This window comes from Rummeliibacillus pycnus (assembly GCF_044359855.1).
In the GTDB taxonomy this organism is placed as follows: Bacteria; Bacillota; Bacilli; order Bacillales_A; family Planococcaceae; genus Rummeliibacillus; species Rummeliibacillus pycnus_A.
Genome location: NZ_CP132291.1, coordinates 3,684,930 through 3,710,421, shown reverse-complemented (window position 1 = coordinate 3,710,421; position 25,492 = coordinate 3,684,930). Strand labels below are relative to the sequence as shown.

At 35.1% G+C, this 25,492-nt stretch carries 23 protein-coding genes; 4 read left to right on the top strand and 19 right to left on the bottom strand.

The window, feature by feature from the left end:
• Window positions 1-5 precede the first annotated feature (5 nt).
• Complete coding sequence (locus tag Q8X41_RS17990) at window positions 6-266, bottom strand: YqkE family protein (RefSeq protein WP_397537613.1); 261 nt, start codon at window positions 264-266, stop codon at window positions 6-8.
• 519 nt (window positions 267-785) lie between these two features.
• Here Q8X41_RS17990 and Q8X41_RS17985 point away from each other — a divergent pair.
• Entirely contained in the window at window positions 786-1,730 is a 945-nt protein-coding gene (locus Q8X41_RS17985; protein ID WP_397537612.1) for an alpha/beta hydrolase, read from the top strand.
• Between the two features lie 221 nt (window positions 1,731-1,951).
• Here the strand turns inward: Q8X41_RS17985 and Q8X41_RS17980 are convergent, their stop codons facing one another.
• From Q8X41_RS17980 to Q8X41_RS17960, 5 genes are all read right to left on the bottom strand, one after another.
• The gene (locus tag Q8X41_RS17980) at window positions 1,952-2,167 is read right to left on the bottom strand and encodes a YneF family protein (protein ID WP_397537611.1); all 216 of its coding nucleotides are present in this window, start codon (window positions 2,165-2,167) and stop codon (window positions 1,952-1,954) included.
• Between the two features lie 92 nt (window positions 2,168-2,259).
• On the bottom strand, window positions 2,260-2,700 hold the full coding sequence (gene sirA / locus Q8X41_RS17975; protein WP_397537610.1) for a sporulation inhibitor of replication protein SirA: 441 nt from the start codon (window positions 2,698-2,700) through the stop codon (window positions 2,260-2,262).
• Window positions 2,701-2,835: 135 nt separating this feature from the next.
• Window positions 2,836-4,839 (bottom strand): transketolase, encoded by a 2,004-nt coding sequence (gene tkt / locus Q8X41_RS17970; RefSeq protein WP_397537609.1) that lies wholly within the window; start codon window positions 4,837-4,839, stop codon window positions 2,836-2,838.
• Window positions 4,840-4,931: 92 nt separating this feature from the next.
• Window positions 4,932-5,168: a DUF896 domain-containing protein gene (locus tag Q8X41_RS17965; protein WP_397537608.1), complete on the bottom strand. Its 237-nt coding sequence runs from the start codon at window positions 5,166-5,168 to the stop codon at window positions 4,932-4,934.
• A 148-nt stretch (window positions 5,169-5,316) separates the two neighbouring features.
• Window positions 5,317-5,919 carry a LysE/ArgO family amino acid transporter gene (locus Q8X41_RS17960; RefSeq protein ID WP_397537607.1) on the bottom strand — a complete coding sequence of 201 codons (603 nt, stop codon included), beginning with the start codon at window positions 5,917-5,919 and terminating at the stop codon, window positions 5,317-5,319.
• 107 nt (window positions 5,920-6,026) lie between these two features.
• Between Q8X41_RS17960 and Q8X41_RS17955 the strand changes: the two genes are divergently transcribed.
• Window positions 6,027-7,469 (top strand): PLP-dependent aminotransferase family protein, encoded by a 1,443-nt coding sequence (locus Q8X41_RS17955; protein ID WP_397537606.1) that lies wholly within the window; start codon window positions 6,027-6,029, stop codon window positions 7,467-7,469.
• Between the two features lie 190 nt (window positions 7,470-7,659).
• On the opposite strand, the gene Q8X41_RS17950 is transcribed toward Q8X41_RS17955, so the two are convergent.
• Window positions 7,660-8,316 (bottom strand): recombinase family protein, encoded by a 657-nt coding sequence (locus Q8X41_RS17950; RefSeq protein WP_397537605.1) that lies wholly within the window; start codon window positions 8,314-8,316, stop codon window positions 7,660-7,662.
• Window positions 8,313-8,627, bottom strand: coding sequence for a LysM peptidoglycan-binding domain-containing protein (locus Q8X41_RS17945; protein WP_397537604.1), 315 nt, complete (start codon window positions 8,625-8,627; stop codon window positions 8,313-8,315). Before Q8X41_RS17945 ends, Q8X41_RS17950 begins: the two co-directional genes overlap by 4 nt.
• Before the next feature lie 167 nt (window positions 8,628-8,794).
• On the opposite strand from Q8X41_RS17945, the gene lexA reads away from it, so the two are divergent.
• Window positions 8,795-9,409: a transcriptional repressor LexA gene (lexA, locus tag Q8X41_RS17940; RefSeq protein WP_397537603.1), complete on the top strand. Its 615-nt coding sequence runs from the start codon at window positions 8,795-8,797 to the stop codon at window positions 9,407-9,409.
• A gap of 448 nt (window positions 9,410-9,857) precedes the next feature.
• Here the strand turns inward: lexA and Q8X41_RS17935 are convergent, their stop codons facing one another.
• The 11 genes from Q8X41_RS17935 to mutS form a co-directional block, all read right to left on the bottom strand.
• Window positions 9,858-10,913 (bottom strand): hypothetical protein, encoded by a 1,056-nt coding sequence (locus tag Q8X41_RS17935; RefSeq protein WP_397537602.1) that lies wholly within the window; start codon window positions 10,911-10,913, stop codon window positions 9,858-9,860.
• A 265-nt stretch (window positions 10,914-11,178) separates the two neighbouring features.
• Window positions 11,179-12,513 carry a type I glutamate--ammonia ligase gene (gene glnA, locus Q8X41_RS17930; protein ID WP_397537601.1) on the bottom strand — a complete coding sequence of 445 codons (1,335 nt, stop codon included), beginning with the start codon at window positions 12,511-12,513 and terminating at the stop codon, window positions 11,179-11,181.
• A gap of 49 nt (window positions 12,514-12,562) precedes the next feature.
• Window positions 12,563-12,946 (bottom strand): MerR family transcriptional regulator, encoded by a 384-nt coding sequence (locus Q8X41_RS17925; protein ID WP_397537600.1) that lies wholly within the window; start codon window positions 12,944-12,946, stop codon window positions 12,563-12,565.
• 318 nt (window positions 12,947-13,264) lie between these two features.
• Window positions 13,265-14,515, bottom strand: coding sequence for an aminotransferase class I/II-fold pyridoxal phosphate-dependent enzyme (locus tag Q8X41_RS17920; RefSeq protein ID WP_397537599.1), 1,251 nt, complete (start codon window positions 14,513-14,515; stop codon window positions 13,265-13,267).
• Between the two features lie 226 nt (window positions 14,516-14,741).
• The gene (locus Q8X41_RS17915; RefSeq protein ID WP_397537598.1) at window positions 14,742-15,041 is read right to left on the bottom strand and encodes a rhodanese-like domain-containing protein; all 300 of its coding nucleotides are present in this window, start codon (window positions 15,039-15,041) and stop codon (window positions 14,742-14,744) included.
• Between the two features lie 174 nt (window positions 15,042-15,215).
• Complete coding sequence (hfq, locus tag Q8X41_RS17910) at window positions 15,216-15,443, bottom strand: RNA chaperone Hfq (protein ID WP_397537597.1); 228 nt, start codon at window positions 15,441-15,443, stop codon at window positions 15,216-15,218.
• Between the two features lie 60 nt (window positions 15,444-15,503).
• A complete protein-coding gene (miaA, locus tag Q8X41_RS17905; RefSeq protein ID WP_397537596.1) occupies window positions 15,504-16,421 on the bottom strand; it encodes a tRNA (adenosine(37)-N6)-dimethylallyltransferase MiaA in 918 nt (305 codons plus the stop codon).
• Window positions 16,403-17,341 carry a lysophospholipase gene (locus Q8X41_RS17900; protein ID WP_397537595.1) on the bottom strand — a complete coding sequence of 313 codons (939 nt, stop codon included), beginning with the start codon at window positions 17,339-17,341 and terminating at the stop codon, window positions 16,403-16,405. Before Q8X41_RS17900 ends, miaA begins: the two co-directional genes overlap by 19 nt.
• Window positions 17,334-18,992, bottom strand: coding sequence for a glycerol-3-phosphate dehydrogenase/oxidase (locus tag Q8X41_RS17895; protein ID WP_397537594.1), 1,659 nt, complete (start codon window positions 18,990-18,992; stop codon window positions 17,334-17,336). The genes Q8X41_RS17900 and Q8X41_RS17895 overlap by 8 nt, the downstream gene beginning before the upstream one ends.
• 28 nt (window positions 18,993-19,020) lie before the next feature.
• Window positions 19,021-20,922, bottom strand: a complete 1,902-nt coding sequence (gene mutL, locus Q8X41_RS17890; protein ID WP_397537593.1) for a DNA mismatch repair endonuclease MutL — start codon at window positions 20,920-20,922, stop codon at window positions 19,021-19,023.
• Window positions 20,923-20,934: 12 nt separating this feature from the next.
• On the bottom strand, window positions 20,935-23,583 hold the full coding sequence (gene mutS / locus Q8X41_RS17885; protein ID WP_397537592.1) for a DNA mismatch repair protein MutS: 2,649 nt from the start codon (window positions 23,581-23,583) through the stop codon (window positions 20,935-20,937).
• A 302-nt stretch (window positions 23,584-23,885) separates the two neighbouring features.
• Between mutS and gntK the strand changes: the two genes are divergently transcribed.
• Window positions 23,886-25,430: a gluconokinase gene (gntK, locus tag Q8X41_RS17880; protein ID WP_397537591.1), complete on the top strand. Its 1,545-nt coding sequence runs from the start codon at window positions 23,886-23,888 to the stop codon at window positions 25,428-25,430.
• Window positions 25,431-25,492 lie beyond the last annotated feature (62 nt).

The window sequence follows — 25,492 nt, the reverse complement described above, 5'->3', positions numbered from 1 at the left end:
TTTCACTAAAATTTAGTGCCTTTATCTCCATACTCTTCAAGTAATTCAGCAAAAGATTTATTTTTTTCACGTTGTTTTCGTTCAAATGCAAGTTGTGCTTCTTTTTCTTCTTGCTGTTGCTGTTCTTTTGCTACTAGCTCTTTTTTTGCAAGTTTTAACTTAGCCAAAACATCACTATTCAGTTGATCTTGTAGAGTTAGATTTTCTTCTTTCTCAACTGTCTTCGATTGAGATTGCGTTCTTTGTTGTCTTTTTTTCTTTGCCATTTGAAATTTCCCCTTTTTTGCTTTTTGTCGCTTTTTACGATCTTAATATCATTTTCATTCAATTTTATCTCTAGAGCATGTACTTTATCAACAGTAAATACGGATCCATCATATAATATAGTAAAGAAAAGATTACCTATGAAGATGGATTTTATCCCCTTGGGAAAAGTTTCACTTTATCCAATTTTGGCTTTAAGTATACGAATCTTACCATAAAATTTGCCTTTAACATCTACCGTTAATTACAATAAATGTATTAAATGATGTGTGTTATACAAATCCCACTGAAAAGTGCGCCGAATATTTGAAGGATGCACACGAGATGATCTTCAAAAATACACTACATGTCATTCCATCAATTCAAAAATCCATTTTAATTAATTTCAAAATTCAGAATAAAGCAAGGGATTAATATTCAAAAAGGATGCCAAACTATTAATATTTTCAGCCTTTTTTCGAGTAGCTATTTCAAGAGCGCCGTATAAGCTATATCAACAAAGATAGAAAGTGGTGTTGCGTGTGAAAAAAAGAATTATTTGGATTTTTGGTTTAATAACCGGAATTGTAGGAGGTATCGTTACACTGTTAGGTTATTTAGTAACGAGTCGAATTATCTATATAAAGAAAAAAGATGATGATTTCATTTTAGAACGCGAAAAAAAGGCGTTGCGCTATGACGAAAAATGGTATGAATCAGTTGCCAAAGAGCACTTAAGTATTTCTTCACCTAACGGATATTTGATTAAAGGGATATATTTTAAACCTTTACAAACAACAAATACAATGATTGTTTGCCATGGTGTGACAGAAAACAAAGTAAACTCTGTAAAATATGTTCGATTATTCGAAAGACTTGGGTTTAATACGGTAGTCTATGATCACAGAAGACATGGTGAGTCCGGTGGTAAGACAACAAGCTATGGGTATTATGAAAAATTTGATCTGCAAGCAGTACTTCATTCAATAACGGAAAGATTGAACGATGATGCAATTATTGGCGTACACGGTGAATCTATGGGAGCTGCAACGACATTATTATATGCCGGAACATTAGAAGACAAAGCGAACTTTTATATTGCTGACTGTCCGTATTCTGATTTCTCTGAAGAACTTTATCATTTACTCACAAAACAAACACCATTTAAAAGTCCACTCGCTATTAGACTCGCTAATATATTTTTGCGAGTACGTGACGGCTATTGGTTAAAAAGCATAGCTCCTCGTAGAGCGGTTACGAATATTGAAAAACCCGTACTTTTCATTCATAGCTTACCAGATGATTTTATATTACCTGGAATGACAATCGAATTATATCGATTAAAGAATGGTCCTAAAATGTTAAAACTATTTGAGGAAGGTGCACATGCCCAATCATTCAATGCAAATCCTCAAGAATACGAAGAAACTGTTCGAGAATTTATAAAAGAATATGTGTTGAATAAGAACGATTCCTTAAAAGTCTAATTCTTAGGGCTTTTCCCCTATCTGATTCTATCGGTTAATAATTTCTCGCCAAATTATACTGAGCGTTACACTTTATAATCGCACACAAAATAAAAATGCCAACGAAAGAAATTTTCGATGGCATTTTTTTAATTGGATATTCCACTATTTATAATTGAGCTATATCTAAGGACTGTCCATAAAAGCAAGTTTTTCACTCACTTACGGACAAAACGTTTTATTTATCTCAATTTATTCATTTGGTTCATCATTTGTTTGATTTGTTTTTCAGATGGTTTACGACCCATTTGAGTCATCATAACACGTAACATTTGTTCGTTAATAGGTGGGTTTTCTTTTAAGTATTTCATCATATATTGACGAGCGATAAAGAATCCGCCAACTAAACCTACGATTAATGCTACTACTATTAAAGTAATCGCTAATCCAGTACTCACTAATTTTCCTCCTCTAAAATTCGCATACGAGAAAAGTATCTCCAAAGAGGATTATACAATAAAAACTACTTCGATACTACTATTTATCTGATTTATCCCTTTGCAACAACTGAAAATTTAGGCGGTTTTAGCCAACCACATTCCATTTCATTTTTGTTAAATCCGATAAAACCCGAACTAATCTTTGATAATGTCGCAAATAGGTCTAATTCTAACATACGAGATCCAACACAAGTGACAACCATATAATACGGTTGAATTTCAATATGTAAATCACCTTTAAATTCGTTTGTCAAAAAGATTTCATGGTTCTTCATATGAATTGCAGAGAAATTTTTATATAAATATTGTTCGATAAATGCTTCAATTTCTTTTACCGGTAATAATTCACATAAATAAGCTAATTCCTGCGAAGGATAAAAAGTATTATTTTCAGTTTTCAAGTTTTTAATTAATTCAAATAATAACCGTTCTCTCCCGTATACAAATGACTGATGCTTTTTTTTGACATGAAAGATTGAGTAAACACGCATCTATTGTCACTCCCTTCTTTCATGTAATTATACCTTCATTTTATCGAATATTTTGTCAATTTCAACTGTAAATAATACACTTTCTTTGTCAAAAAACAAAAAGTAGAGGCAAATTACCTCTACTTTTTAGAAGTTTTATTTTTCAAATAGTGCTTTTACTTTTGATACAACATTTTCAACTGTAAAGCCATATTCCTTCATAACGATTTCACCTGGAGCACTTGCACCGAAACCATCAATTGCTAGTACATCACCTTCGAAACCTGTATATTTATGCCAGCCAAATGATGATGCCATTTCGATTGCTAAACGTTTTGTTACTGCTTTTGGCAATACGCTTTCTTTGTAAGCTGCATCTTGTTCTTCAAAGCGTGCAAAATCAGGCATAGAAACAACAGTTACATCAATACCTTCTTTTGCAAGTTCAGCTTTAGCAGCAACTGCTAGCTGTACTTCTGAACCAGTTGCAAGAACTAATGCATCTGCCACTACTTTGCTTGCTTTTTCTACAATATAAGCGCCTTTCGCAACGCCATCGTAAACTTTTTGTACTTCAACATTAAGAACTGGTAAGTCTTGACGAGATAATACTAAAGCTGTAGGGCGGTTTTTAGAAGATACTGCAAGTTTCCAAGCTGCTGCTGATTCGTTAGCATCTGCTGGGCGAATAACAGAAAGATTTGGCATTGCACGTAATGCTGCTAAATGTTCGATTGGTTCATGTGTTGGACCATCTTCCCCTACTGCGATTGAATCATGAGTGAATACGTATGTTACAGGAAGTCCCATAAGTGCAGAAAGACGAACTGCTGGACGAACGTAATCAGAGAATACGAAGAATGTACCTCCAAAAACGTTTAAACCACCATGAAGCGCCATACCATTAAGAGCTGCACCCATTGCAAATTCACGAACACCGAACCAAATGTTACGACCCTCGCGATCAGTTGCTGAGAAGTCGCCTGCACCTTTAATCGTTGTTTTGTTTGAACCTGCAAGATCGGCACTACCACCAAAGAATGCTGGGATTTTTTTAGCTAATGCATTAATTACTTCACCTGAAGATGAACGTGTTGCAATCGATTTGCCAGCTTCGTAAGTTGGAATTTCAGTATCAAAATCTGCTGGAAGTTCACCTGAGATTGCTTGTTCTAATTGTGCACCTAGTTCAGGGAATGCTTCTTTGTATGCATCAAATTGTGCATTCCATGCTACTTCAGCATCTTCACCTTGAACTTTAGAAGCTTGTTTAAATGTTTCGTATACTTCTTCTGGTACAAAGAAATCTTCATTTTCCCATTCGTATGCTTGTTTTGTAAGCATTACTTCATCTGTTCCAAGTGGTGAACCGTGGGAAGCCGATTTACCAGATTTGTTTGGTGAACCAAAACCAATTACAGTTTTCACTTCAATTAAAGTTGGTTGACCTTTGTGCGCTTTTGCTTGTGCAATTGCTTTATTAATAGCTTCTATGTCATTGCCGTCTTCTACTAATAAGTAGTTCCAGCCATATGCTTTAAAACGTTCTGCTGTATTATCAGAGAATGATTTGTTTAAATCACCATCTAATGAGATGTCATTACTATCATAAAGAACAATCAGTTTTTCTAATTGTAAATGACCTGCAAGTGAAGCAGCTTCTGCAGAAACACCTTCCATTAAGTCTCCATCACCGCATAATGCAAATGTATAGTGATTAATAATGTCGTTTTCAGGCTTGTTATAAACACCTGATAAATGTGCTTCAGCCATTGCCATACCGACAGCCATTGAAATCCCTTGTCCAAGTGGACCAGTTGTAGCTTCTACACCAGCTGTATGACCATATTCAGGGTGTCCAGGAGTTAATGAACCCCATTGACGGAAGTTTTTAATTTCTTCCATTGGAAGGTCATAACCACCTAAATGAAGTAAGCTATATAAAAGCATTGAACCATGTCCTGCTGATAAAACAAATCGGTCACGGTTAAACCATTTAGGATTTTTTGGATTATGGTGTAATTGTTTTGTCCAAAGAGTATAAGCCATTGGTGCTGCACCCATTGGAAGCCCTGGATGGCCAGAGTTTGCTTTTTCAATTGCATCAATAGACAAAGTACGGATTGTATTAATTGCAAGCTGATCTGCTTGTTGAGTCATGAATAGACATCCTTTCTTAAAGCAAAATATTATTCTATTACAGTGTAGTCAACATTTCTACATAAAACAATGCTTTTTAGGCAATTGTTCAGTTAATTTAATGGTTTGCTTCTTTGTTGTTTTGCACGTAATTTTGCTGGAGTTACTTCATCGCCATTTGGATCGAAAACACGAACATTTTCAATTGTACCTCGCATTGACTCACGGAAAGTATCTAAATATTCTTTTCGAAGCTTAGTTTGTTCTTTTGCTTCCTCAACAGTTAAACCTGCTTCTTTTGACTTTTTTGATAAATAGTTAATTCGTTGAATTTTTTCTTTTGGTAACATGTTTAACACACCTTTCATAACTACATTAACATAAAGGTATGCAAAAAAAGCTCCAAGCGCAAGCTTAAAGCTTCAGTTTATCGACAAAACCTATCAAAATTTGCTATTTGTCTTTCTCAAACGATCATTTCCAACAAATGGATGGAGATTAAAACAGACTTATGAATAGATAAATAGCAGTCCCCCAAATAAATAGTGCAGAAAGTTTATTTAAGATGTCAAATACTGTCCCAGATATATGTAATTTTTTCATACCTGCTCCAACAATCATTAAACCTAAAAACCAAATCCATGAAACACCTATACACGCAACAGCAAAAAGAATTTGTTCAGTTCCTTTATATTTCAATGCACTTGTACCGATGACGCCAACTGTATCTAACAACGCATGTGGATTTAATAAAGATACTGATAATGCAAAAAGAACTTGTTGTTTAAATGGTAGTGCTGACTTATCTTCCATATCTGCTGTACTTGAACACCATATCACCTTACCCATATATAGTAAAAAGAAGAAACCACCTATTAATAAAATGAAACGAATCCATTCAAATTGAAGTACAATCATTGATAATCCAAAAACTGCCAATACAATTAATAATGTATCGCAAAGTGCTGCTGCAATAGCTGCTGGTAAAGCTTTAAATACGTTTGGTTGTGTAACGCCTTGAGAAAAAACAAAGATATTTTGTACACCTAAAGGCAAAATTAGACCGAATGCTAAAATTAATCCATGAAGAAATGCTTGCATTGTTCAACTCCCTTTCTTTTTACTATCGTACTATGTTATATAATTAAGAAAAGGTCCAATTGGTTGGTAATTCTCCCATCCAATTTTTCAGAAGGGAGTTAAATGAAATGTGGAAACCGGCAAGAGATGCATCGATTAGTTTACAAAACCAAATTATTAACTGGGTAACTGAACAAATCAAGTCCGGTGATTGGGGAGTAGGAACTAAGCTACCTACACAGAGACAACTTGCATTAGAATTTGATGTTAATCGTAGTACAATTCAACAAGCGTTAGAAGAATTAAAAGCAGATGGTATTTTAGAATCTAGAGTTGGTTCTGGTGTATTTGTTGCTAATGACTCGTGGAACCTTTTGGCAAAAAATACTCAACCAAATTGGCAAAAATATATTGAAGCAAGTATTCATAAGCCTAACTACCATACCATTCAACTAATAAACGAATATGAGCAAGACGATTCTATTATTCGATTAGGAACTGGTGAACTCTCTCCTACTTTATTGCCGACTAAAAAATTGCAAGAATCCCTACAAAATCTTTCATTTGAAGGAAAAGATTTTGGTTATTCTTCCCCTCAAGGTAGTACAAAATTACGTCAGGCATTATGCCACTATTTAAAAAAACGTGGTATTACGACTAAAACAGAAAATATATTAATCGTCTCCGGCGCATTACAGGCCCTTCAATTAATGGCAGTGGGGTTATTTGAAACAGGTTCAATTGTTTTTCAAGATCATTGTTCCTATCTAAATTCAATTCATCCATTTCAGTCATTTGGAATGCAAATGAAATCCGTTAAGCGTGATGAGTCTCTTAAACAAACATTAAAATCAAAGAAAAAAAATCGGCAATCTATTTACTATTCAGTCCCTACTTTAAATAACCCAACTGGGCGAGTTTGGACCTCAAATGAAAAACAGTATTTTTACAATACTTGCAAAGCACTACGAATCCCCATCATCGAGGATGACGTTTACTCTGAATTATTATTTGAGACTGCAACACCTTCTATTAAATCACTCGATTCATCTGGACAAGTTCTTTACATTGGAAGTGTTTCCAAAACATTGAGTCCAGGATTACGAATTGGCTGGGTCGTTGGACCAACACCTGTTATTAAAAGATTAGCTGATATCAAAATGCAAATGGATTATGGATCAAGTGCGATTTCACAAGAGATTGTTACATATTGGCTTGCATCAGATCTATATGAGAATCATTTAATCGAACTGCGAGATCATTTAAAGGTTCGTGCTAAATTTGTTGAAAATATTCTTGCCGAACAATTCAGCTCGATTGCAACATGGGAAAGTCCTCAAGGGGGATTTTATATTTGGCTAAGATTTAATGAATCTATTGTGACAAAAGATTTTTTCTTAAAACTTCTAAAAAGAAATGTACTGATTAATCCTGGTTTCATCTATGATGCAGAAGATTCAAATCACATTAGAATATCCTACTCATATGCATCATTAGATAATTTAAAGGTAGGATTAGATATCTTATATGAAGAAAGTATTTCGATGACAAAAAACAGTTGTACTCCTTAGCGTGGAGTACAACTGATTTTTCTTAAATCTATGTTATTGGATACTGTCGAATTTTCATCTAAAGTGCTAGCCAATAAGTGCACAAAGCTTTATCACTCTTTGTAATCTCTGGCACAATAACTATTCCTTTCAATATCAATCAAATTTAAAAACGTCTTTCTTAATATTAGATATTAAATGAAATGAAAACTTATTTATCCTGTTCTTCTTCATATTCTTTAAAACGTCTGTGAACAGTTGCTTTACTAATTTGAAATCCTAGGCCATTTAAAGTTGCTGTTATTTCTTCAAAGGTCATGCCCTTTTGTCTCAAACTAATTATTTGCTCAATAGGTGCATCAATCCGGTCTCTGCCTTCCGGATTACCTCGATCCTTCAAATTATTTTCGGGTCTGTAACCATTTTGAACAGCTCTTTTCATACCTCGACGTATTTTCGCATTATGTAGTTTTCGTTGATACTCCTCTACAAGAGCTAAAATTTCAAGTAACATAGTATCCATATCATTCAACTTAATATTGCCGGAATCGCTTAAGGTAAATATATCAACATTCATCTTTTGCAACAAATGCAAAACAGCCATTCGTCCATTACCACGTCCTAAACGTGTCTCATCTTGAACAAATAAGGTGAAAATGTGATATTCCTTCATAAACTCTAGTAAATCTAATAAACCTTCACGATCAATATCATAACCACTATGTCTGTCTGTAAATACTTCTGCTACTTCATATCCTTCTAATTTTGCAAAGTCTCTTAGTTCAATCTCTTGTCTTTCTATTGATGTATCTTGTGTTTCCTTTTCTGTGCTTACACGACAATACAATACTGCTTTATTATTCATCATTTTCTGTCACTCGCCAATTCTATTCCTTCATCTTTCGAAATTGTTTTTTTATATTCTGGAATAATTAAAGTATGACCAGCTATTATTTTATCGTCAAACATATTGTTTTCATTTTTTACTAAGCGTACCCACTCGTCATTTGATAAATCACCTTTGTATTGATCGGATAATGCCCATAGTGTATCTCCTTCTTGTATTTCAATGTTAGTATATTTTGTCGTATCTCTATTTGCTATAAAAAGAATAATCATACCAATTGTTACGAATACGATTAGTAATGCTGTATTTTGATTTCTATTAACCCAGTTCATATGAATCTTCCTTCCATCGAATGTTTGTTCGGAATGTATGTTCCCAATATAAACCGAACACTTGTTTTTTGTCAAACACTTTTTCGAACCTACGTTTGCATTGTTTGTTCGGTAATGCTATACTAAATTTAACAATTAGAAGAATACTAAGATAAGAGGTGAATGGATTGAAAAAAGTATCGAAAAGACAAGAAGATATACTTGAATTTATTAAAGAAGAAGTTCGTACAAAAGGATACCCACCTTCCGTCCGAGAAATTGGCGAAGCAGTTGGATTAGCATCAAGTTCTACTGTCCACGGACATTTAAATAGACTTGAAAGCAAAGGACTTATTCGTCGCGACCCAACAAAACCTCGTGCAATAGAAATTTTGGACCAAGATAATATTTCAAAACAAGGTGTAATGCATGTTCCACTAGTTGGAAAAGTTACTGCTGGTCTGCCAATTACAGCTATTGAAAATATAGAAGAATATTTCCCTATTCCAAACTATTATGGAACTTCAGATGATCATATTTTCATGCTTGAAATCATGGGCGAATCTATGATTGAAGCCGGTATTTTAGACGGCGATTATGTCATAGTAAAACAACAAGCAACAGCCAATAACGGTGATGTTATTGTCGCTATGACAGAAGAAAATGAAGCTACTGTAAAACGGTTCTATAAAGAAGATGGTTTTTTCCGACTTCAACCAGAAAACTCTTCAATGGACCCGATTATTGTAGAAAGTGTCTCTGTTCTTGGGAAAGTGGTTGGTTTATATCGTAACGTCCACTAATCAATCATATGAAAAAGCATCCAAATCTATTCTAATTAAATAGATTTGAATGCTTTTTTATTTTGAGTTATTTGATTTTTACGTTTAAGATCAAATAATTTCCGGATTTTTTTGTTACGCAGTCAATATAACATCTGCTTGAATCACACTGCCAAATGTATGATTAGATTTCTATTTTTTAAGAGTGGTGAAGATATTTTAGTTGTTGGCTTATTAGGATATGTTATTGGATTTTTAGACAGTTATTTAAAACTTCAAAAATCTGATTTAAAAATCTTATTCAATTAAATTAAAGTGTGCTTTAGCTCAACAACAAAAAATAATATTGTTGTGGTAAATGAGGTCATTTGTTGTACAAAAAGGATAGACGAATAAAGGAATTCTCCCTGTTCATCTATCCTTTTTCTTTTAAACCTATAAATTGTGACGGCTCTCTTTGTGTGCCTTACTATTTAACTGTTATTACTTTCTTTGTTTTTACTATTTCTTCACCATTGATTTGTTTTACATATAAAGTCAATGTATAGTCACCTTTTTCTGTCGGTGCTTTAAATGAAGCTGACTTTGAGGAAGAATAGTCTTTGATTATAGTCTCTTTATTTGTGTATCTTACTTTATATGTGTATTTATATTGTAAGTAACCACCTTTAGCTGATGCTTTGATTGCAACTGCTTCAGTTGGTTTGAAGGTCGTCTTAGGTGTTTCTAGTTTTAATTTTGATGGTGTTACTGCTTTGATGACTTTGATATAAAGTAAGTCGTAGTGTTGACCGTCATCCTCATGTTTAACTATATTTTTAATATGGTAAGCCCCTACTTTCTTCCCAGTAAAGGTATAAGAATGGTGGTCAGGAATTACACCATTGACAGGTGGCATTGCCCAATTATAGTAAGGGTCATCAGGTCCTTTTATATACACATCCAACCATTCATCCATTGCAGGTGTTATGACCGTAGATACTCCTTGAGGAAGAATGTCTCCTTTGGAAGAATTAAGTTTATGCCATACTCCTGTACCATAAGCTGCATCAGTTATCATCGATTCTATATCTAATCCCTCTTTTGGTAATCCCTTAACTGCTTTGATTTCTACAATATACTCTCCTTTTACCATTTTAGAACGTGTTGTTGTTCCATATTCACCCTGATATAAGTAAACTTCAGTTGGTTTGCTTACTACTTTTCCTTTTGAGTTCTTTATGGTTACTGTTATTTTGACTTTTGTATTTTCTGTTGTGTCTTGTTTTTGATTCTCTGGTAGAATGCTACTTGTCATGAATTTTGGTAGTAGGTAGTCTTTTGTTCCTACTTTGACTTTGTATTTAATAGTTTGACCATTCTTGATGTGTTTTGTGTCGTATTTGACAAAAGGTAAAGATGGAATTGATTGAGTTGTTTTCGATTGTGTTGTCTTTGCTTCTACATTGAAAATTGGTGTTGCAGTCAATAAAGATAAACCTAAAATTGCTGTTGATGCTAGTAATAATGTTTTTTTGAATAACATAATGTTCCTCCTAATTTATTTTAATTTAGTATAAATCATCCATTACATATTGAATAGACACTATAGTATAGTATCGTTTATAAAAATTCAAATTTAATTAGCTATATGAAATAAGTTCGATGAGTACATAAAAGAAAATCAATAATTAAAAAAGCGTAAAATTTTTGTGGGCAAATCGTGGATAAAATAAAAATATTGCCCACGAACTAATATTTCGTGAGCAAATAAAAAAGCGTTGAGGCTTACAGCCCCAACGCTTTATATCTTAATACATTTTCATGTATTGGTCACGTTCCCATTGATGTACTTGAGTTCTAAACATATCGAATTCGATTTCTTTTGCTTCACGGAAGTTAGCATAGATATGAGAACCAAGAGCATCTTGGATTACTTTATCTTCTGCAAGAGCAGCAAGAGCATCATTTAAGTTAGCTGGTAAGTTACCGATACCTGCTTCAGCACGTTCTTCAGCATTCATCACATAAATGTTACGATCTACTGCTGGAGGTGGTGTAAGTTGTTGTTCGATACCATTTAAACCAGATTCTAAGATAACTGCCATAGCTAAGTATGGGTTAGCAGCTGGGTCAACTGAGCGCACTTCAATACGAGTAGATAGGCCACGAGAAGCTGGAATACGAATTAATGGTGAACGGTTTTGAGCTGACCATGCGATGTAGCAAGGTGCTTCATAACCAGGTACTAAACGTTTAAATGAGTTTACAGTTGGGTTAGTTACTGCAGTGAAACCTTTAACGTGTTTTAATACACCTGCCATAAATTGATAAGCAGTTTCGCTTAATTGTAAATCTGCTGATTCATCATAGAAAGCATTTTCTTTACCTTTGAATAATGAAACGTTACAGTGCATACCTGAACCATTTACACCGAATAATGGTTTTGGCATGAATGTTGCGTGTAAACCATGTTTACGGGCAATTGTTTTTACAACCAATTTGAATGTTTGAATGTTATCACAAGCAGTAATTGCATCCGCATATTTGAAGTCAATTTCGTGTTGACCTGGAGCTACTTCATGGTGAGATGCTTCAATTTCAAAGCCCATTTCTTCAAGTTCAAGCACGATATCACGACGGCAGTTTTCACCAAGATCTGTTGGAGCTAAATCAAAGTAACCGCCGTGGTCATTTAACTCAAGAGTTGGTTCGCCTTTTTCATCTAATTTAAATAAGAAGAATTCAGGTTCAGGTCCTAAGTTGAAGCTTGTGTAGCCCATTTTTTTTGCACGGTCTAAAATGCGACGTAGGTTGTTACGTGGGTCCCCTTCAAAAGGAGTTCCATCAGCTTTGTATACATCACAGATAAAACGGCATACAGTACCTTTGCCTGTTGTCCATGGGAATACAATAAAAGTATCTAAATCTGGATATAAGTACATATCAGATTCTTCAATACGTACGAAACCTTCGATTGAAGAACCATCAAACATCATTTTATTATCAAGTGCTTTTTCTAATTGGCTTACTGGAATTTCAACGTTTTTGATGGTACCTAGGATATCTGTGAATTGTAAACGAATAAATTTAACTTCTTTTTCTTCTACAAGTTTACGAATATCGTCTTTTGTGTATTTTCCCACACTAATCACTCTCCTATAAATATGCAATAAATTTTATAATACTCGACTCTTATGAAAAGAATCGAGATAAATCACCTTGACGAATTGAGGATTTCTGCATTCTCTGTGCTTGTTGCATTTCTTCTCTTAGAATACGTCTTAAATCATCATCTGTAATATCAGTTTTAGTTTGCTGTGCCAATACTGGCTCATTCTTCATTGCGAAGACTTTCTTGATACCTGCCATGTTAATGCCTTGATCTAGCAAATCTTTAATTTCTAGTAAAACATCAACATCATTCAATGAAAACATCCGGCGATTACCTTCCGTTCTTGCAGGTGTGATTAGCTCATGTTCTTCGTAATAACGAATTTGGCGAGCGCTTAAATCAGTTAGCTGCATGACTATACTGATCGGTAGTAAAGGCATGGTCTTACGTATTTCCTTACTCATTTCCCTTCACCTTACCTTTCACAAGATTTATAATACACGATGTTAGTTTTCTTGTCAATATGATGTTAGGATTTCTTACATTTATTTTTAATTATTAAAAAAAGCCCGTCAACATTGAGTTAACGAGCAAAATATAAATGCTGAAGCGCCTCATCCAGACCTGAAAATCACAAAAGCTTTCGGTTTTCGACAGTGAAATTATTTCAAGGAAGATAGCCTAAGTTCGGCGACATCCTGCTGCAACGGCTATCGGGTACGTATCCTTAAGGGTCTAGCGCGTGAAGTCAGATAGTTCTAGAATATTTCTAGCATGCTAAATCAGCTTTGTAAATTTTGAACAGCATTTAATATGGCATACTTTACATGCTCATATGTTAAGCCACCTTGTACGTAGGCAGTATAAGGTGGACGAATAGGGCCATCAGCAGATAGCTCAATACTTGCACCTTGTACAAATGTACCTGCAGCCATAATCACATCATCTTCGTAACCTGGCATTGGGGCCGGTTCTGGAGCAAAATGTGCATTGACCGGTGAGTTTGCTTGAATAGATTGACAGAACTGAATCATTTGTTCTGCTGTTTTAAATGATACAGATTGGATTAAGTCTGTACGTTTCGCATCATAACGAGGGGCAGGCGTCATTCCAATTTCTTCTAGAATGGCAGCTGTAAAGATGGCACCTTTTAAAGCTTGTGCCACAACATGTGGCGATAAGAAAAATCCTTGATACATATCCGTAAGTGCATTTAAGGAAGGACCTGCTTCTGCACCGATACCAGGAGATGTCATGCGATATGCACATTGCTCAACATATTTGGCTTTACCAGCTATATAGCCACCTACTTTTGCAAGGCCACCACCAGGATTCTTAATTAAAGAACCTGCCATTAAATCAGCACCCAGTTCTGTCGGTTCTACTGCATCGACGAATTCACCATAACAATTGTCTACGAAAATAATGGCATCTTCTTTAATAGCACGGATCTTTTTGATCATGTGAGCGATTTGTTCTATTGTAAACGAAGGTCTTGTTGCATAACCTTTTGAACGTTGAATGGCAATTACTTTCGTTTTATTTGATACTACCTTTTTGACAGTTTCCCAGTCAATATCTTGGTCATCTATTAAGTCAACATGTCGATAACTAATGTTGAAGTCTTTCAAAGAGCCTGTATCTTTGTCCCCGCCGTCTACGATAGATTGTAATGTATCGTAAGGTTGACCAGTCACATAAATTAGTTCATCTCCTGGGCGCAAAACACCAAAAAGACTAAGCGTAATCGCATGTGTACCAGAAATTATTTGTGGACGTACTATTGCTGCTTCAGCACCAAATGTTTCGGCATATACACGTTCTAAATTATCACGACCTTCGTCATCATAGCCGTAACCAGTTGAAGGATAAAAGTGACTTTCACTAACATTATTATTACGAAAAGCAGAAAGCACTTTTTGTTGGTTATAAAAAGCCATTTCATCAGCTTGATTCAAATAAGGTTTCACTTTTTCCTCTATTTTTTTTGATAAGGCTAAAGTTTCTTCTGTTAAATTGGACACATATGCCATCTCTATCGACTCCATTTCTAAATTAAGTCCTATTTAATCTTATCAATTCTTTCTAATTCGTCAACTATTCGTCTCTATTCGGCACTTCAAGTCTAGTTTTAATAAAATACGGATTTAATCTCTTCTATTAGAATTACTATTGATTTCTTCAAAAAGAGCAAACAAAAAGACGATTCACTCAAATGGTGATCGTCATTTTGCATACCAGTATTATTAGTAAGTAGAATTAGAATTCTAATTCCCCTTCCCAAGAACTCATGCCGCCTTCCATATTTGTTACATCATAGCCTAGTCCATCTAAATAAGAGCATGCACTAAAACTACGACCTCCAGCATGGCACACGAATATATATGGTGTGTTTTGATCTAATTCAGCCATTCGTTCAGGAATTTGACCTAAAGGAATGTGGATTGCACCAGGAATAATACCATTGGCTACTTCTTCATCTTCACGAACATCAACAATATGTAAATCTTCGTTTGCATCTAGTTTTTCTAATACTTCTTCAGGGGTAATTGTTTTCATTCATTAAATCCTCCATTTTCAATCTATCTATAGTATATATTGGGATTTGCAATTGAGCTACTTTTTTAAAGAATCTCCTCCATGTATAATAAAAAGCCATTCTATAACAAATTTAGTTACGAAACGGCTTCTCATGATCAAAAATCTATAATGCTTTAAAAAAGGTATAGCGAATTACTCAACTTCTTGTTGTAAATCTACAGACTTTGATGGAGAAAATGTTGATATCGCATGTTTGTAAATCAAATGTTGTTTGCCATCTACTTCAAGTAATACAGTAAAATTATCGTAGGAACGAATTGTTCCTTTTAACTGAAAGCCATTTAATAAGAAGACGGTAACGAAAATACCGTTTTTACGTAATTGGTTTAAATACGTATCTTGTAAATTCATTGATTTCATGAAGATCCCCCTTAACCTCTGTAATAGTATTGTATATTCGCCTTTTCTAGTGAATTTCCTTTATTTTTGTAAAATATTATCAATTATTTTTATTGTACCCAATTGTGCATCATACCAATCAATATCCATCTTATTTCTGAAATAAGTAAGTTGACGTTTGGCATAACGACGTGAATTTTGTTTTAATTGATCGATTGCTTCATCTAAAGATACTCGACCATCCAAATATGCATAAATCTCTTTATAGCCGATTGCTTTAATTGATTGCACATCTCGAATTCCTCTATTGTAAAGACCTTTCACTTCCTCTAATAGACCTTTTTCCATCATCATATCGACTCGCTGATTAATCCGATTGTATAACAGTTCTCTATCCATATTTAGTCCGACTATTCGATGCTTATAGAGTGGGGTATTTCCAAGATGCTGTTCCACATCAGATTTTTGTATATCACTGTGTTCAGCCATTTCTAATGCGCGAATAACACGTCTTGTATTATTTGGATGAATCTCTGCTGCTGTTTTTGGGTCAACTGCTGCTAATTTTGCATGCATTGCTTCGGGACCGACTTTTGCCAATTCTTGATAATACGCTTGACGCACAGTATCATCAATTTTCTCTTCTGTAAAACGAAAATCAAATAGCACCGCTTGAATATAAAGTCCAGTTCCACCAATGATTATTGGAAATTTCCCTTTTGCTCGAATTTCGTCAATTTTGGCACGGACTAGTTTTTGATAATCTGCAACAGAAAAGGTATCAGTAGGTTCTTTTATATCTAGTAAGTGATGCGGAATTCCTTCCATTTCTTCAGGTGTTATTTTAGCAGTTCCGATATTTAGTTCTTTATAAACTTGCATCGAATCCCCATTAATAATTTCACCGTCAATTGCCTTTGCTAGTTCGATACTTAGTGCTGTTTTTCCAACAGCTGTTGGACCAACTATTGCAATAACATCTAATTCTTTTTGTAACATTCTTTTTTCTCCAACCATTGTATTATCGTTTGAAACACTTGCTCTTTATTGGTTTCGTTTAAAATTTCATGTCGCATACCTTCAAAAAGTTGTACGGTAACATCATGTAAACCGCATTTTTGCATTTGCTTTGCTACACGCCATATCCCCTTTGTAAATCCACCAACTGGATCATCAGAGCCACTAATAAGTAGTATAGGTAAATCATTCCGGATACGTTGTACTTCCTGTCGTTTTGACAATGTAATAATGCCTTGCAAAAAATCTACATAAAATTGATTTGAAGAGATAAAACCACAGTCTTCATCTGCTATATATTTTTCTACTTCTTTAGCATCTGTACATAACCAATCAAACTTCGTTTCCGGTTTTTGAATCGCATGATTAAAATTACCAAAAGAAAGCTTATCCATAACGCTACTTTCTTCAGCTTTCCCTCTAATTTTTGCTAAATATTTTGCGAGATTTACACCAGCATAATGCTCAATGCCGACAGCTCCTGATCCACAGTAAATCGCTTTATCCAGTTCCGCGCTATATAATTCTGTGTATCTTCTCGCGATAAACGAGCCCATACTATGTCCAAATAAAATCATAGGTGGTAGATTCCGATTTTGTCGTACTGCATTTGTCACAGTCTTAACATCCTCAACTACTTTTTCAAAACCATTTTGTTCACTAAAAAATCCTTTTGTCGCTTGATTTAGTTTTGCAGTTCTACCATGACCACGATGATCATGCATTGAAACTAAATATCCTGCATTTGTTAAAATTTCAGCGAATGGAACATATCGTTCATGATGCTCAGCCATACCATGTAGAATATGAATATGACCCTTCGCTGTTGTTAATGGTTCATACACAGAAACCGCTAGATGATGATGATCCCTTGAAGAAACTGTCATTTGTTCTTTATTCATATAATTCCTCGCTAGCAAAATGGGATGCGTCATATAAAAACTCTTCTAGTTCTTTATGATATTGTTGCTCTTCACCAGGCGAGTAATGTAAATATTTACTCATTATTCTAGTAACTGATTGTTTATATTTTTTCACACTACTTATATTAAAGAACATTCTAGAAGAACGACGAACAAAGAAATCTACTGGTGTATAAGCCATTTCATATTGAATTGAATAGATCAACTGTGCATGTAAATCTAAAGGTAATTGTTGGTCGCCTTCTTGCACATCTAAGGTGTGAATAATACGAAATAGATCATCAATATTTGTACCATAACAACGTACTAAGTGATAGGCTTCATCAAAAGTTAAACCATAACGCGTACCTTCTTGTGCTTTGTAATGTGTATATGCATCAAAGTTTTGGGAATTAATACCCTTTGCTCCAGATAGAGATAATTCGGCAGTAACACATGGCCCAGCTTTTTTAAATTGTTTGCGTGAAACAATTTTATCGACAATTTTTTCTGCCATTTTACGATAACCTGTTAACTTCCCGCCGGCAATCGTCAACAGACCTGTAGAGGATTCCCACACTTCATCTTTTCTAGAAATTTCAGATGGATCTTTTCCTTCTTCATAAATAAGAGGTCGTACACCTGCCCAACATGATTCTACATCATTTAAAGAAACATCAATTTCTGGGAACATATAATGAATCGTTTCTAGTAAATAATCTATGTCATCATCTGTAGCTACAGGTTTAATGGGATTATCATCAAAAAAAGTATCCGTTGTTCCTACATATATTTTCTGATCGCGAGGTATTGCGAATACCATTCGACCATCTGGAGTATCAAAATAAACCGATTGCTGTAACGGGAATCGTGATTGATCAATAACAATATGAACACCTTTTGTTAATCTCAGTTTCTTGTTGTTGTCGATTTTATCTTTTTGACGCATTATATCAACCCACGGACCCGTAGCATTGACAACAGTATTTGCTTGCAATGACCATGTTTTTTGAGAAACTTGGTCATGTACTCTAGCACCAACTACTTTTTTGCCATCATAAACAAAATCTTCTACCTTCGCATAATTTAAACATACAGCTCCTAGCTCAACCGCTTTTTTTAATATTTCAATTGTTAAACGAGCATCGTCTGTACGGTATTCAACATAATAGCCTCCACCTTTAAGGCCGTCTTGTTTTAATAATGGTTCTTTTGCTAACGTTTCTTTTGGTTTTAGCATGGAACGTCTTTCTGATTTTCTAACGCCAGCTAAACTATCGTACATTTTCAAACCAAGAGATGTTGTTAAAGGTCCAAATGTACCTCCTTTATAGAAGGGTAATAACATCCATTGAGGTGTTGTAATATGAACGCCGTTTTCATAGACAATTTCTCTTTCTCTACCCGTCTCCTTAACTACATCAACTTGCAATTGCTTTAAGTAACGTAAACCACCATGCACTAATTTTGTAGAACGACTTGAAGTTCCTGCAGCAAAGTCTTGCATTTCAACTAATGCTACAGATAATCCTCGAGATATAGCATCTAGCGCAATACCAGCACCAGTTATACCTCCACCTACAACTAAAATATCGAATGAATAGTTGTTTAATACGTCAATAATTTGATCTCTTTTTGCAGCTGAAAACACGTAAGACTCCTCCTCTGACATCCATGCATTACATTACTCGTTTAAACATTTTCTCGATTTCATATGTTCTAAAGTGAACAATTACAGGTCTACCATGTGGACAAGTAAATGGATTAACTCTTATTTTCAAATCTTGTAATAGTCTCTCCATTTGTGGTTTATCCAAATAATGATTGGCTTTAATGGATCGTTTACAACTCATCATAATAGCTGCCGCTTCACGTAATTTCTTTATATCTGTTTTACGCTCTTTTAAAACCTGTTCGATTAATTCTTCAATAATTTCTGATTCAAAGTCTTTTGGGAACCAGGTTGGATGCTCTCGTACTACAAATGAGTTTTGACCAAATTCCTCGAGATAAACCCCTACTTCTTCTAAAGCTTTCGCATTTTCACGTAATGTTAATGCTTCATCAGCTGAATAATGGAAAGTTAGTGGTAATAATAGCGATTGGCGTTCATCTGAATTTACTTCTCCAACCTTATCTTTAAAATATTCATATTTAATACGTTCTTGCGCTGCATGTTGGTCGATTAAGTAAAAACCATCTACACTTTGAGCAACAATATACGTCCCATGAATTTGCCCCACAATTTCAAGTTCCGGGAATGGATCTTTTGATGTTTCATCTGGAACAATTTCTTCTAGCTCTACTTCATCTTCTGACCACACATCCACTTGATTTGAACCTAGATTATTTATTCCTTGTGACGCTTTAATCTCTTCCCAACTTTCCTCTACTGCGAAACCTTTAGCTGGCTCTGTATTAACTACACCTTCTTTAGAAATCGGTGAAAAATCTAGGTCATTTATTTTTTCCTCTTTTTTCGGTTTCTCATTGAATTGGGGCATATTCGTTGTATTGTAATTAATTGTTTTCCAAAAGTTAATTTGTTCTGAAGATGCTTCTGGTTTCTTCTTTTTCTGAGCAATTTCCGGCACTTGCATCGAATTACGAATTGCTTTATGAAGAGATTCCTCAATTAACTGCATTAAATCTGCTTCTTTACTTAAACGAATTTGCTGCTTTGCGGGATGTACATTGACATCTGTTAAATACGGATCTCCTTCTATATGGATCACCGATATAGGAAATCTACCGATTGGCAAAAATGTATGATAAGCATCAATGATCGCTTTTTGAATTGTATAATGACGTACCCAACGACCATTCACAAAGATCGACATATAATTTTTAGAGGCTCTTGTGATTTCTGGAATTGTTGCGTAACCTGTTATTTTATAGTCTTTCGATTCACCTTCAAAACGAACCATTTTCTTGGCATTTGCTACTCCATAAATTGCCGCTAATACTTGGCGCAAATCACCACGCCCATTTGTTTGCAATAATTCATGCTCATGATGTGTTAACTTAAATGCAATAGTGGGATAGCAGAGTGCTAACCGATTCATCAAATCAATCGTATGACCAAGTTCTGTTTGAATCGTTTTCATATATTTTAAACGTGCTGGCGTGTTGAAAAACAACTGAGAAACAGTAATATCTGTTCCTTTGCGAAGAGAGCCAGGTTTTTTGTCGATGACATGACCACCTTCAAGATGCACTTCAATTCCTGCTTCACCATTAGAAGTTATTAAATCTACTTTCGATACAGAAGCGATACTTGCTAATGCTTCCCCACGGAAACCCAGTGTTCGAATACGAAATAAATCATGCTCATTATTAATTTTACTTGTTGCATGTCTTTGAAATGATATTAGCGCATCATCTTCATCCATCCCGCACCCATTATCAATTACTTGAATAGAAGTCATTCCGGCTTCTTCTAATACCACTTCAATTGAGGTACTGCCTGCATCAACGGCATTTTCAACTAATTCTTTGACTACAGAAGAAGGGCGTTCAACCACTTCACCTGCTGCAATTTTATTGGACAAAAATTCGTCCATTATATGAATATGCCCCATTTTAGGCACCCCCTATTTTTGTAATAATGATTGTTGCAATGTATAAACAAGTTGCAATGCATCCATTGGTGTTGTACCAGATACATTTAAACGTTTTAATTTTTCAAGTACATCTTTTTCAGCATCTGATAATTCAGGTACTGTTACTTCTTTAACAACAGGTTCTTCCTCTTCAAAGAGAGATAGTTGTGTTTCTGGTTCTTCACGGACGGTTGACACCTCTTGCTGTGGTACTTCTTCTACCGTTACAACTGCTGCAGCTACTTCTTTATGACGAAGTGTTGGTTCCACATCTGTTGCTTCAAATTCAGCAAGCAATACGCGCGCACGTTCAATGATTGGTTTCGGTAATTCCGCTAACTCTGCTACATGAATACCATAACTCTTATCAGCTGGGCCACTCTTTACTTTATGCAAGAACACAACTTTGCCATCTTGTTCAGTAGCTGATACATGAACATTTTGAAGACGCTCTAATTCATTTTCTAATGTAGTAAGTTCGTGATAGTGTGTAGAGAATAGTGTGTTTGCCCCAATTCTATTATGGATATATTCCATCATGGATTGAGCCAACGCCATGCCATCATAGGTAGATGTTCCACGTCCAATTTCATCAAATAATAATAAGCTGTTAGCAGTAGCATTTGTAATGGCATGTTGAGATTCTAACATTTCTACCATAAAGGTACTTTGGCCACCTGCTAAATCATCTGCCGCTCCAATACGGGTGAAGATTTGATCAGTAATTGGTAGTTCAGCTTCATCGGCTGGTACGTAGCAACCCATTTGCGCCATCACTGTAATTAGGGCAACTTGACGCATATACGTACTTTTCCCCGACATGTTAGGACCTGTAATGAGCATCATATTTTGGTCGGTATTTAAAATACAGTCATTTGGTACGTACAGTTGTTTATTCATCATTTTTTCAACAACAGGGTGACGGCCATTGACAATTTTCAATGCACGTCCTTCATGGAATGTTGGTTTTACAAAATGATACTTTTCAGTTACTACAGCAAAGCTTGTGAAGACATCCAGTTCACTAATATCAGATGCCAATGCTTGAAGACGTGGAATAAATTGTTTTAAGTACTCACGAATTTCAGTGAACAATTGATATTCAAGTACTAAACTTTCCTCTTCCGCATTTAAAATGATGGCTTCTTTTTCTTTTAATTCTTCTGTAATATATCTTTCAGCATTTGCTAATGTTTGTTTTCTTTCATAACGAGTAAGGTCTACAGATTGGATATTCGATTTCGTCACTTCGATATAGTAACCAAATACACGGTTATAACCGATTTTTAAATTTTTAATACCAGTAACTTCACGTTCTTTTTGCTCTAATTGGGCAATCCAGTCTTTTCCGTTCCGAGATGCATAACGTAATTCATCTAGTTTTTCATTGAATTCTTCGCGTATTACATCCCCTTCTTTAATAGAAATCGGAGGATGGTCTGTAATGGCTTTACTTAAATAGCTTTCAACATCCTCGCATAAATCGAGTGTTTGACCTAGAGGCACTAGATGTTCTTTGCCAGAATTGTTTAACTGATCTTTAATCGCAGGTACTTGTCTTAAAGATTCACGTAATTGTGCAAGATCACGACCACCTACACTACCAAATGCCACACGACCTGCTAATCGTTCTAGATCATAAACTTTTTTCAACAGTTCTTGTAATTCTGCACGGAGGAAATAATCTTCCAATAAATCCGTTACGATACTTAATCGTTTTTCGATTGCTTTTCGGCTCGCCAATGGTTGGTGAAGCCATTGTTTTAATTTACGACCACCCATGGCTGTCGCTGTTTCATCCAAAAGCCATAATAATGTGCCTTTTTGATCTCCACCACGCAGTGACTGGATTAGCTCTAAATTACGTTTGGAATTTGTATCGATATTCAAATAATTTTTCACTTCATGGTAAGTAAATGGTTGAATATGTGATAACGAGCGCATTTGTGTACGTTCAAGATAACGTAATAAAATGCGACTTGCTTCGTGTAATTCTTCTGGTGCTTGTTTCAAATATTGCAGGCTAGTTGCTTCAGTCATACCTTCATTTTCAAGCGAAAGTACAATTGAATAGGTATCAGCTAATTCTTGTAACTCTGCAAATAATTCATCTTTCACCACTAATTCGCGAATATCAAATGCTTGTAGTTGTTGGATTAAATCTTTTTTATCGCCTTCCACATATGTAGTGGTGGATTCACCAGTCGATAAATCAAGATAGCTAAAAGCAAATTCATTATCCTTTAATTTTGTGCTTGCTGCGATAAAATGATTGGATTTTCCATCAATCGCTTTGCCTTCCATAATCGTTCCCGGTGTAATAAGTTGAATGACTTCACGTTTAACGACACCTTTTGCTAATTTTGGATCCTCAGTTTGTTCACAAATCGCTACTTTATATCCTTTTTGTACAAGTGTTTCGATATAATTTGGTGCAGAATGATGTGGTATACCACACATTGGAATACGTTCTTTCATACCAGCATCTCTACTTGTTAATGTAATTTCTAAAATTTGTGATGCTTTCAATGCATCATCAAAGAACATTTCATAAAAATCTCCTAAACGGAAAAATAAAAAAGCATCTTGATAGTCTGCTTTTACTTGTAAATATTGTTGCATCATAGGTGTGTAAGCCATATTATTACCTCTCCTGTGTTCCTATATCTTATCTTTATTATAACAAATCAAAGTCAAAAAATCGTTTTTGACTTATTATAGAAAGTATTTCCACTAACCTATTTTGTTGTTTATTTGTATAAACTGTACAGAATAAAAAAAGACAAAATAATATAAAACTCTTCTTTTTTCGAGGTATTCCTTTTCTTAAGTCTATAAGTCCAGTAAAATAGAGCGCGAAGAAATATTTTTTCTGATATAATGATTCAAAAAGAAAAAAAATTCATTTTATAATGTTTTTATATAAAGGAGAATCCATCGCAATGTCAAAAATGTCTTATTATCTAGGCGTTGATATTGGTACTACTTGCACGAAAGCTGTTTTATTTGGTAACAATGGCCAAGTAATAAGTATGCATCATGCAGGGTATCCACTCTATAGTCCTACTCCGAATGTTGCTGAACAAAATCCAGATGAAATTCTACATGCTGTGAAAGAAGCTATTCGTATTGCTATTCAAAAAAGTAGTATCGACGTAAATAATTTAAAACTCGTTTCATTCAGTGCAGCTATGCATAGTGTGATTGCAATTGACAAAAACGGTAAACCGTTAACAAACTGCATGACTTGGGCAGATACCCGTGCAACTGATTGGGCAGACAAAATAAAAAATGAAATGAATGGTCATGAAATTTATAGACGTACAGGTACGCCCATTCATCCTATGTCCCCTCTTTGTAAAATTACTTGGTTAAGTCATGAAAAACCTGAGATTTTCAGCCAAACATATAAATTTATTAGTATGAAAGAATATGTATTCCACAACTTTTTCGATCGCTATATTGTAGACCATTCGATTGCTTCCGCTACTGGTATGTTCAATCTACAAAATCGCGATTGGGATGAAAACGCTTTAGAAGTTGCTGGTATTACAACTGCTCAATTGTCTGAGCTGGTACCAACCACTTATTATCTTGATGGTTTAAAAAAAGACATTGTTGCTGAAATTGGTATACCTTCTCATATCCCATTTGTCATCGGTGCAAATGATGGTGTACTTTCAAATCTTGGTGTTAACGCAATTGATCCAGGAGTTGTCGCTGTCACAATCGGTACGAGTGGTGCTATCCGTACCGTAACAGATCACCCTGTAACAGATCCAAAAGGCCGGATTTTCTGCTATGTGTTAACAGACAAGCATTGGGTTGTAGGCGGTCCAGTAAACAATGGCGGTATGACTTTTAGATGGGTACGTGATGAATTGGCAGCTTCTGAAGTAGAAACGGCTAAACGATTAGGAATCGATCCATACGATGTGTTAACGAAAATTGCTTCGAATGTAAATCCAGGTTCTGATGGATTATTATTCCATCCGTATTTAGCCGGCGAACGTGCTCCATTATGGAATGCGAATGCCCGTGGATCATTCTTTGGATTAGGATTACATCATAAGAAAGAGCATATGATCCGTGCCGTACTAGAGGGTGTTATTTTCAACTTATATACGGTCTTTATCGCATTACAAGAAGTAATTGGCATTCCAAAGAAAATCCAAGCAACTGGTGGTTTTGCGCGTTCTGAATTATGGCGCCAAATGATGGCAGATATTTTCAATCAAGAAGTTTCAGTACCTGAAAGCTTTGAAAGCTCATGTCTTGGAGCAATTGTTCTTGGTATGTATGCATTAGGTGAAATTGACGACTTCTCTATTGTTTCAGAATGGGTAGGCTCAACTCATGTGCATAAACCAATCCCAGAAAATGTAGACGTTTATGTTGAACTGATTCCCATCTATATTCGTATTTCTCGATTACTTGAGCAAGAATATCATGATATAACTAAATTCCAGGAAAAACGGGTAAAATAATAGTCATTTATGTTTCTTGAACAACTAAGAGCAATACTACTCATCAGTAGCGTTGCTCTTTT

Bases quoted from the DNA above. Each gene is read 5' to 3' on its own strand.
- Q8X41_RS17990 (WP_397537613.1), bottom strand. From the start codon at position 266: ATGGCAAAGAAAAAAAGACAACAAAGAACGCAATCTCAATCGAAGACA.
- sirA (WP_397537610.1), bottom strand. From the start codon at position 2,700: ATGCGTGTTTACTCAATCTTTCATGTCAAAAAAAAGCATCAGTCATTT.
- tkt (WP_397537609.1), bottom strand. From the start codon at position 4,839: ATGACTCAACAAGCAGATCAGCTTGCAATTAATACAATCCGTACTTTG.
- Q8X41_RS17965 (WP_397537608.1), bottom strand. From the start codon at position 5,168: ATGTTACCAAAAGAAAAAATTCAACGAATTAACTATTTATCAAAAAAG.
- Q8X41_RS17960 (WP_397537607.1), bottom strand. From the start codon at position 5,919: ATGCAAGCATTTCTTCATGGATTAATTTTAGCATTCGGTCTAATTTTG.
- Q8X41_RS17955 (WP_397537606.1), top strand. From the start codon at position 6,027: ATGTGGAAACCGGCAAGAGATGCATCGATTAGTTTACAAAACCAAATT.
- Q8X41_RS17950 (WP_397537605.1), bottom strand. From the start codon at position 8,316: ATGATGAATAATAAAGCAGTATTGTATTGTCGTGTAAGCACAGAAAAG.
- Q8X41_RS17945 (WP_397537604.1), bottom strand. From the start codon at position 8,627: ATGAACTGGGTTAATAGAAATCAAAATACAGCATTACTAATCGTATTC.
- Q8X41_RS17935 (WP_397537602.1), bottom strand. From the start codon at position 10,913: ATGTTATTCAAAAAAACATTATTACTAGCATCAACAGCAATTTTAGGT.
- Q8X41_RS17925 (WP_397537600.1), bottom strand. From the start codon at position 12,946: ATGAGTAAGGAAATACGTAAGACCATGCCTTTACTACCGATCAGTATA.
- Q8X41_RS17920 (WP_397537599.1), bottom strand. From the start codon at position 14,515: ATGGCATATGTGTCCAATTTAACAGAAGAAACTTTAGCCTTATCAAAA.
- Q8X41_RS17915 (WP_397537598.1), bottom strand. From the start codon at position 15,041: ATGAAAACAATTACCCCTGAAGAAGTATTAGAAAAACTAGATGCAAAC.
- hfq (WP_397537597.1), bottom strand. From the start codon at position 15,443: ATGAAATCAATGAATTTACAAGATACGTATTTAAACCAATTACGTAAA.
- miaA (WP_397537596.1), bottom strand. From the start codon at position 16,421: ATGTTACAAAAAGAATTAGATGTTATTGCAATAGTTGGTCCAACAGCT.
- Q8X41_RS17900 (WP_397537595.1), bottom strand. From the start codon at position 17,341: ATGAATAAAGAACAAATGACAGTTTCTTCAAGGGATCATCATCATCTA.
- mutL (WP_397537593.1), bottom strand. From the start codon at position 20,922: ATGGGGCATATTCATATAATGGACGAATTTTTGTCCAATAAAATTGCA.
- mutS (WP_397537592.1), bottom strand. From the start codon at position 23,583: ATGGCTTACACACCTATGATGCAACAATATTTACAAGTAAAAGCAGAC.
- gntK (WP_397537591.1), top strand. From the start codon at position 23,886: ATGTCAAAAATGTCTTATTATCTAGGCGTTGATATTGGTACTACTTGC.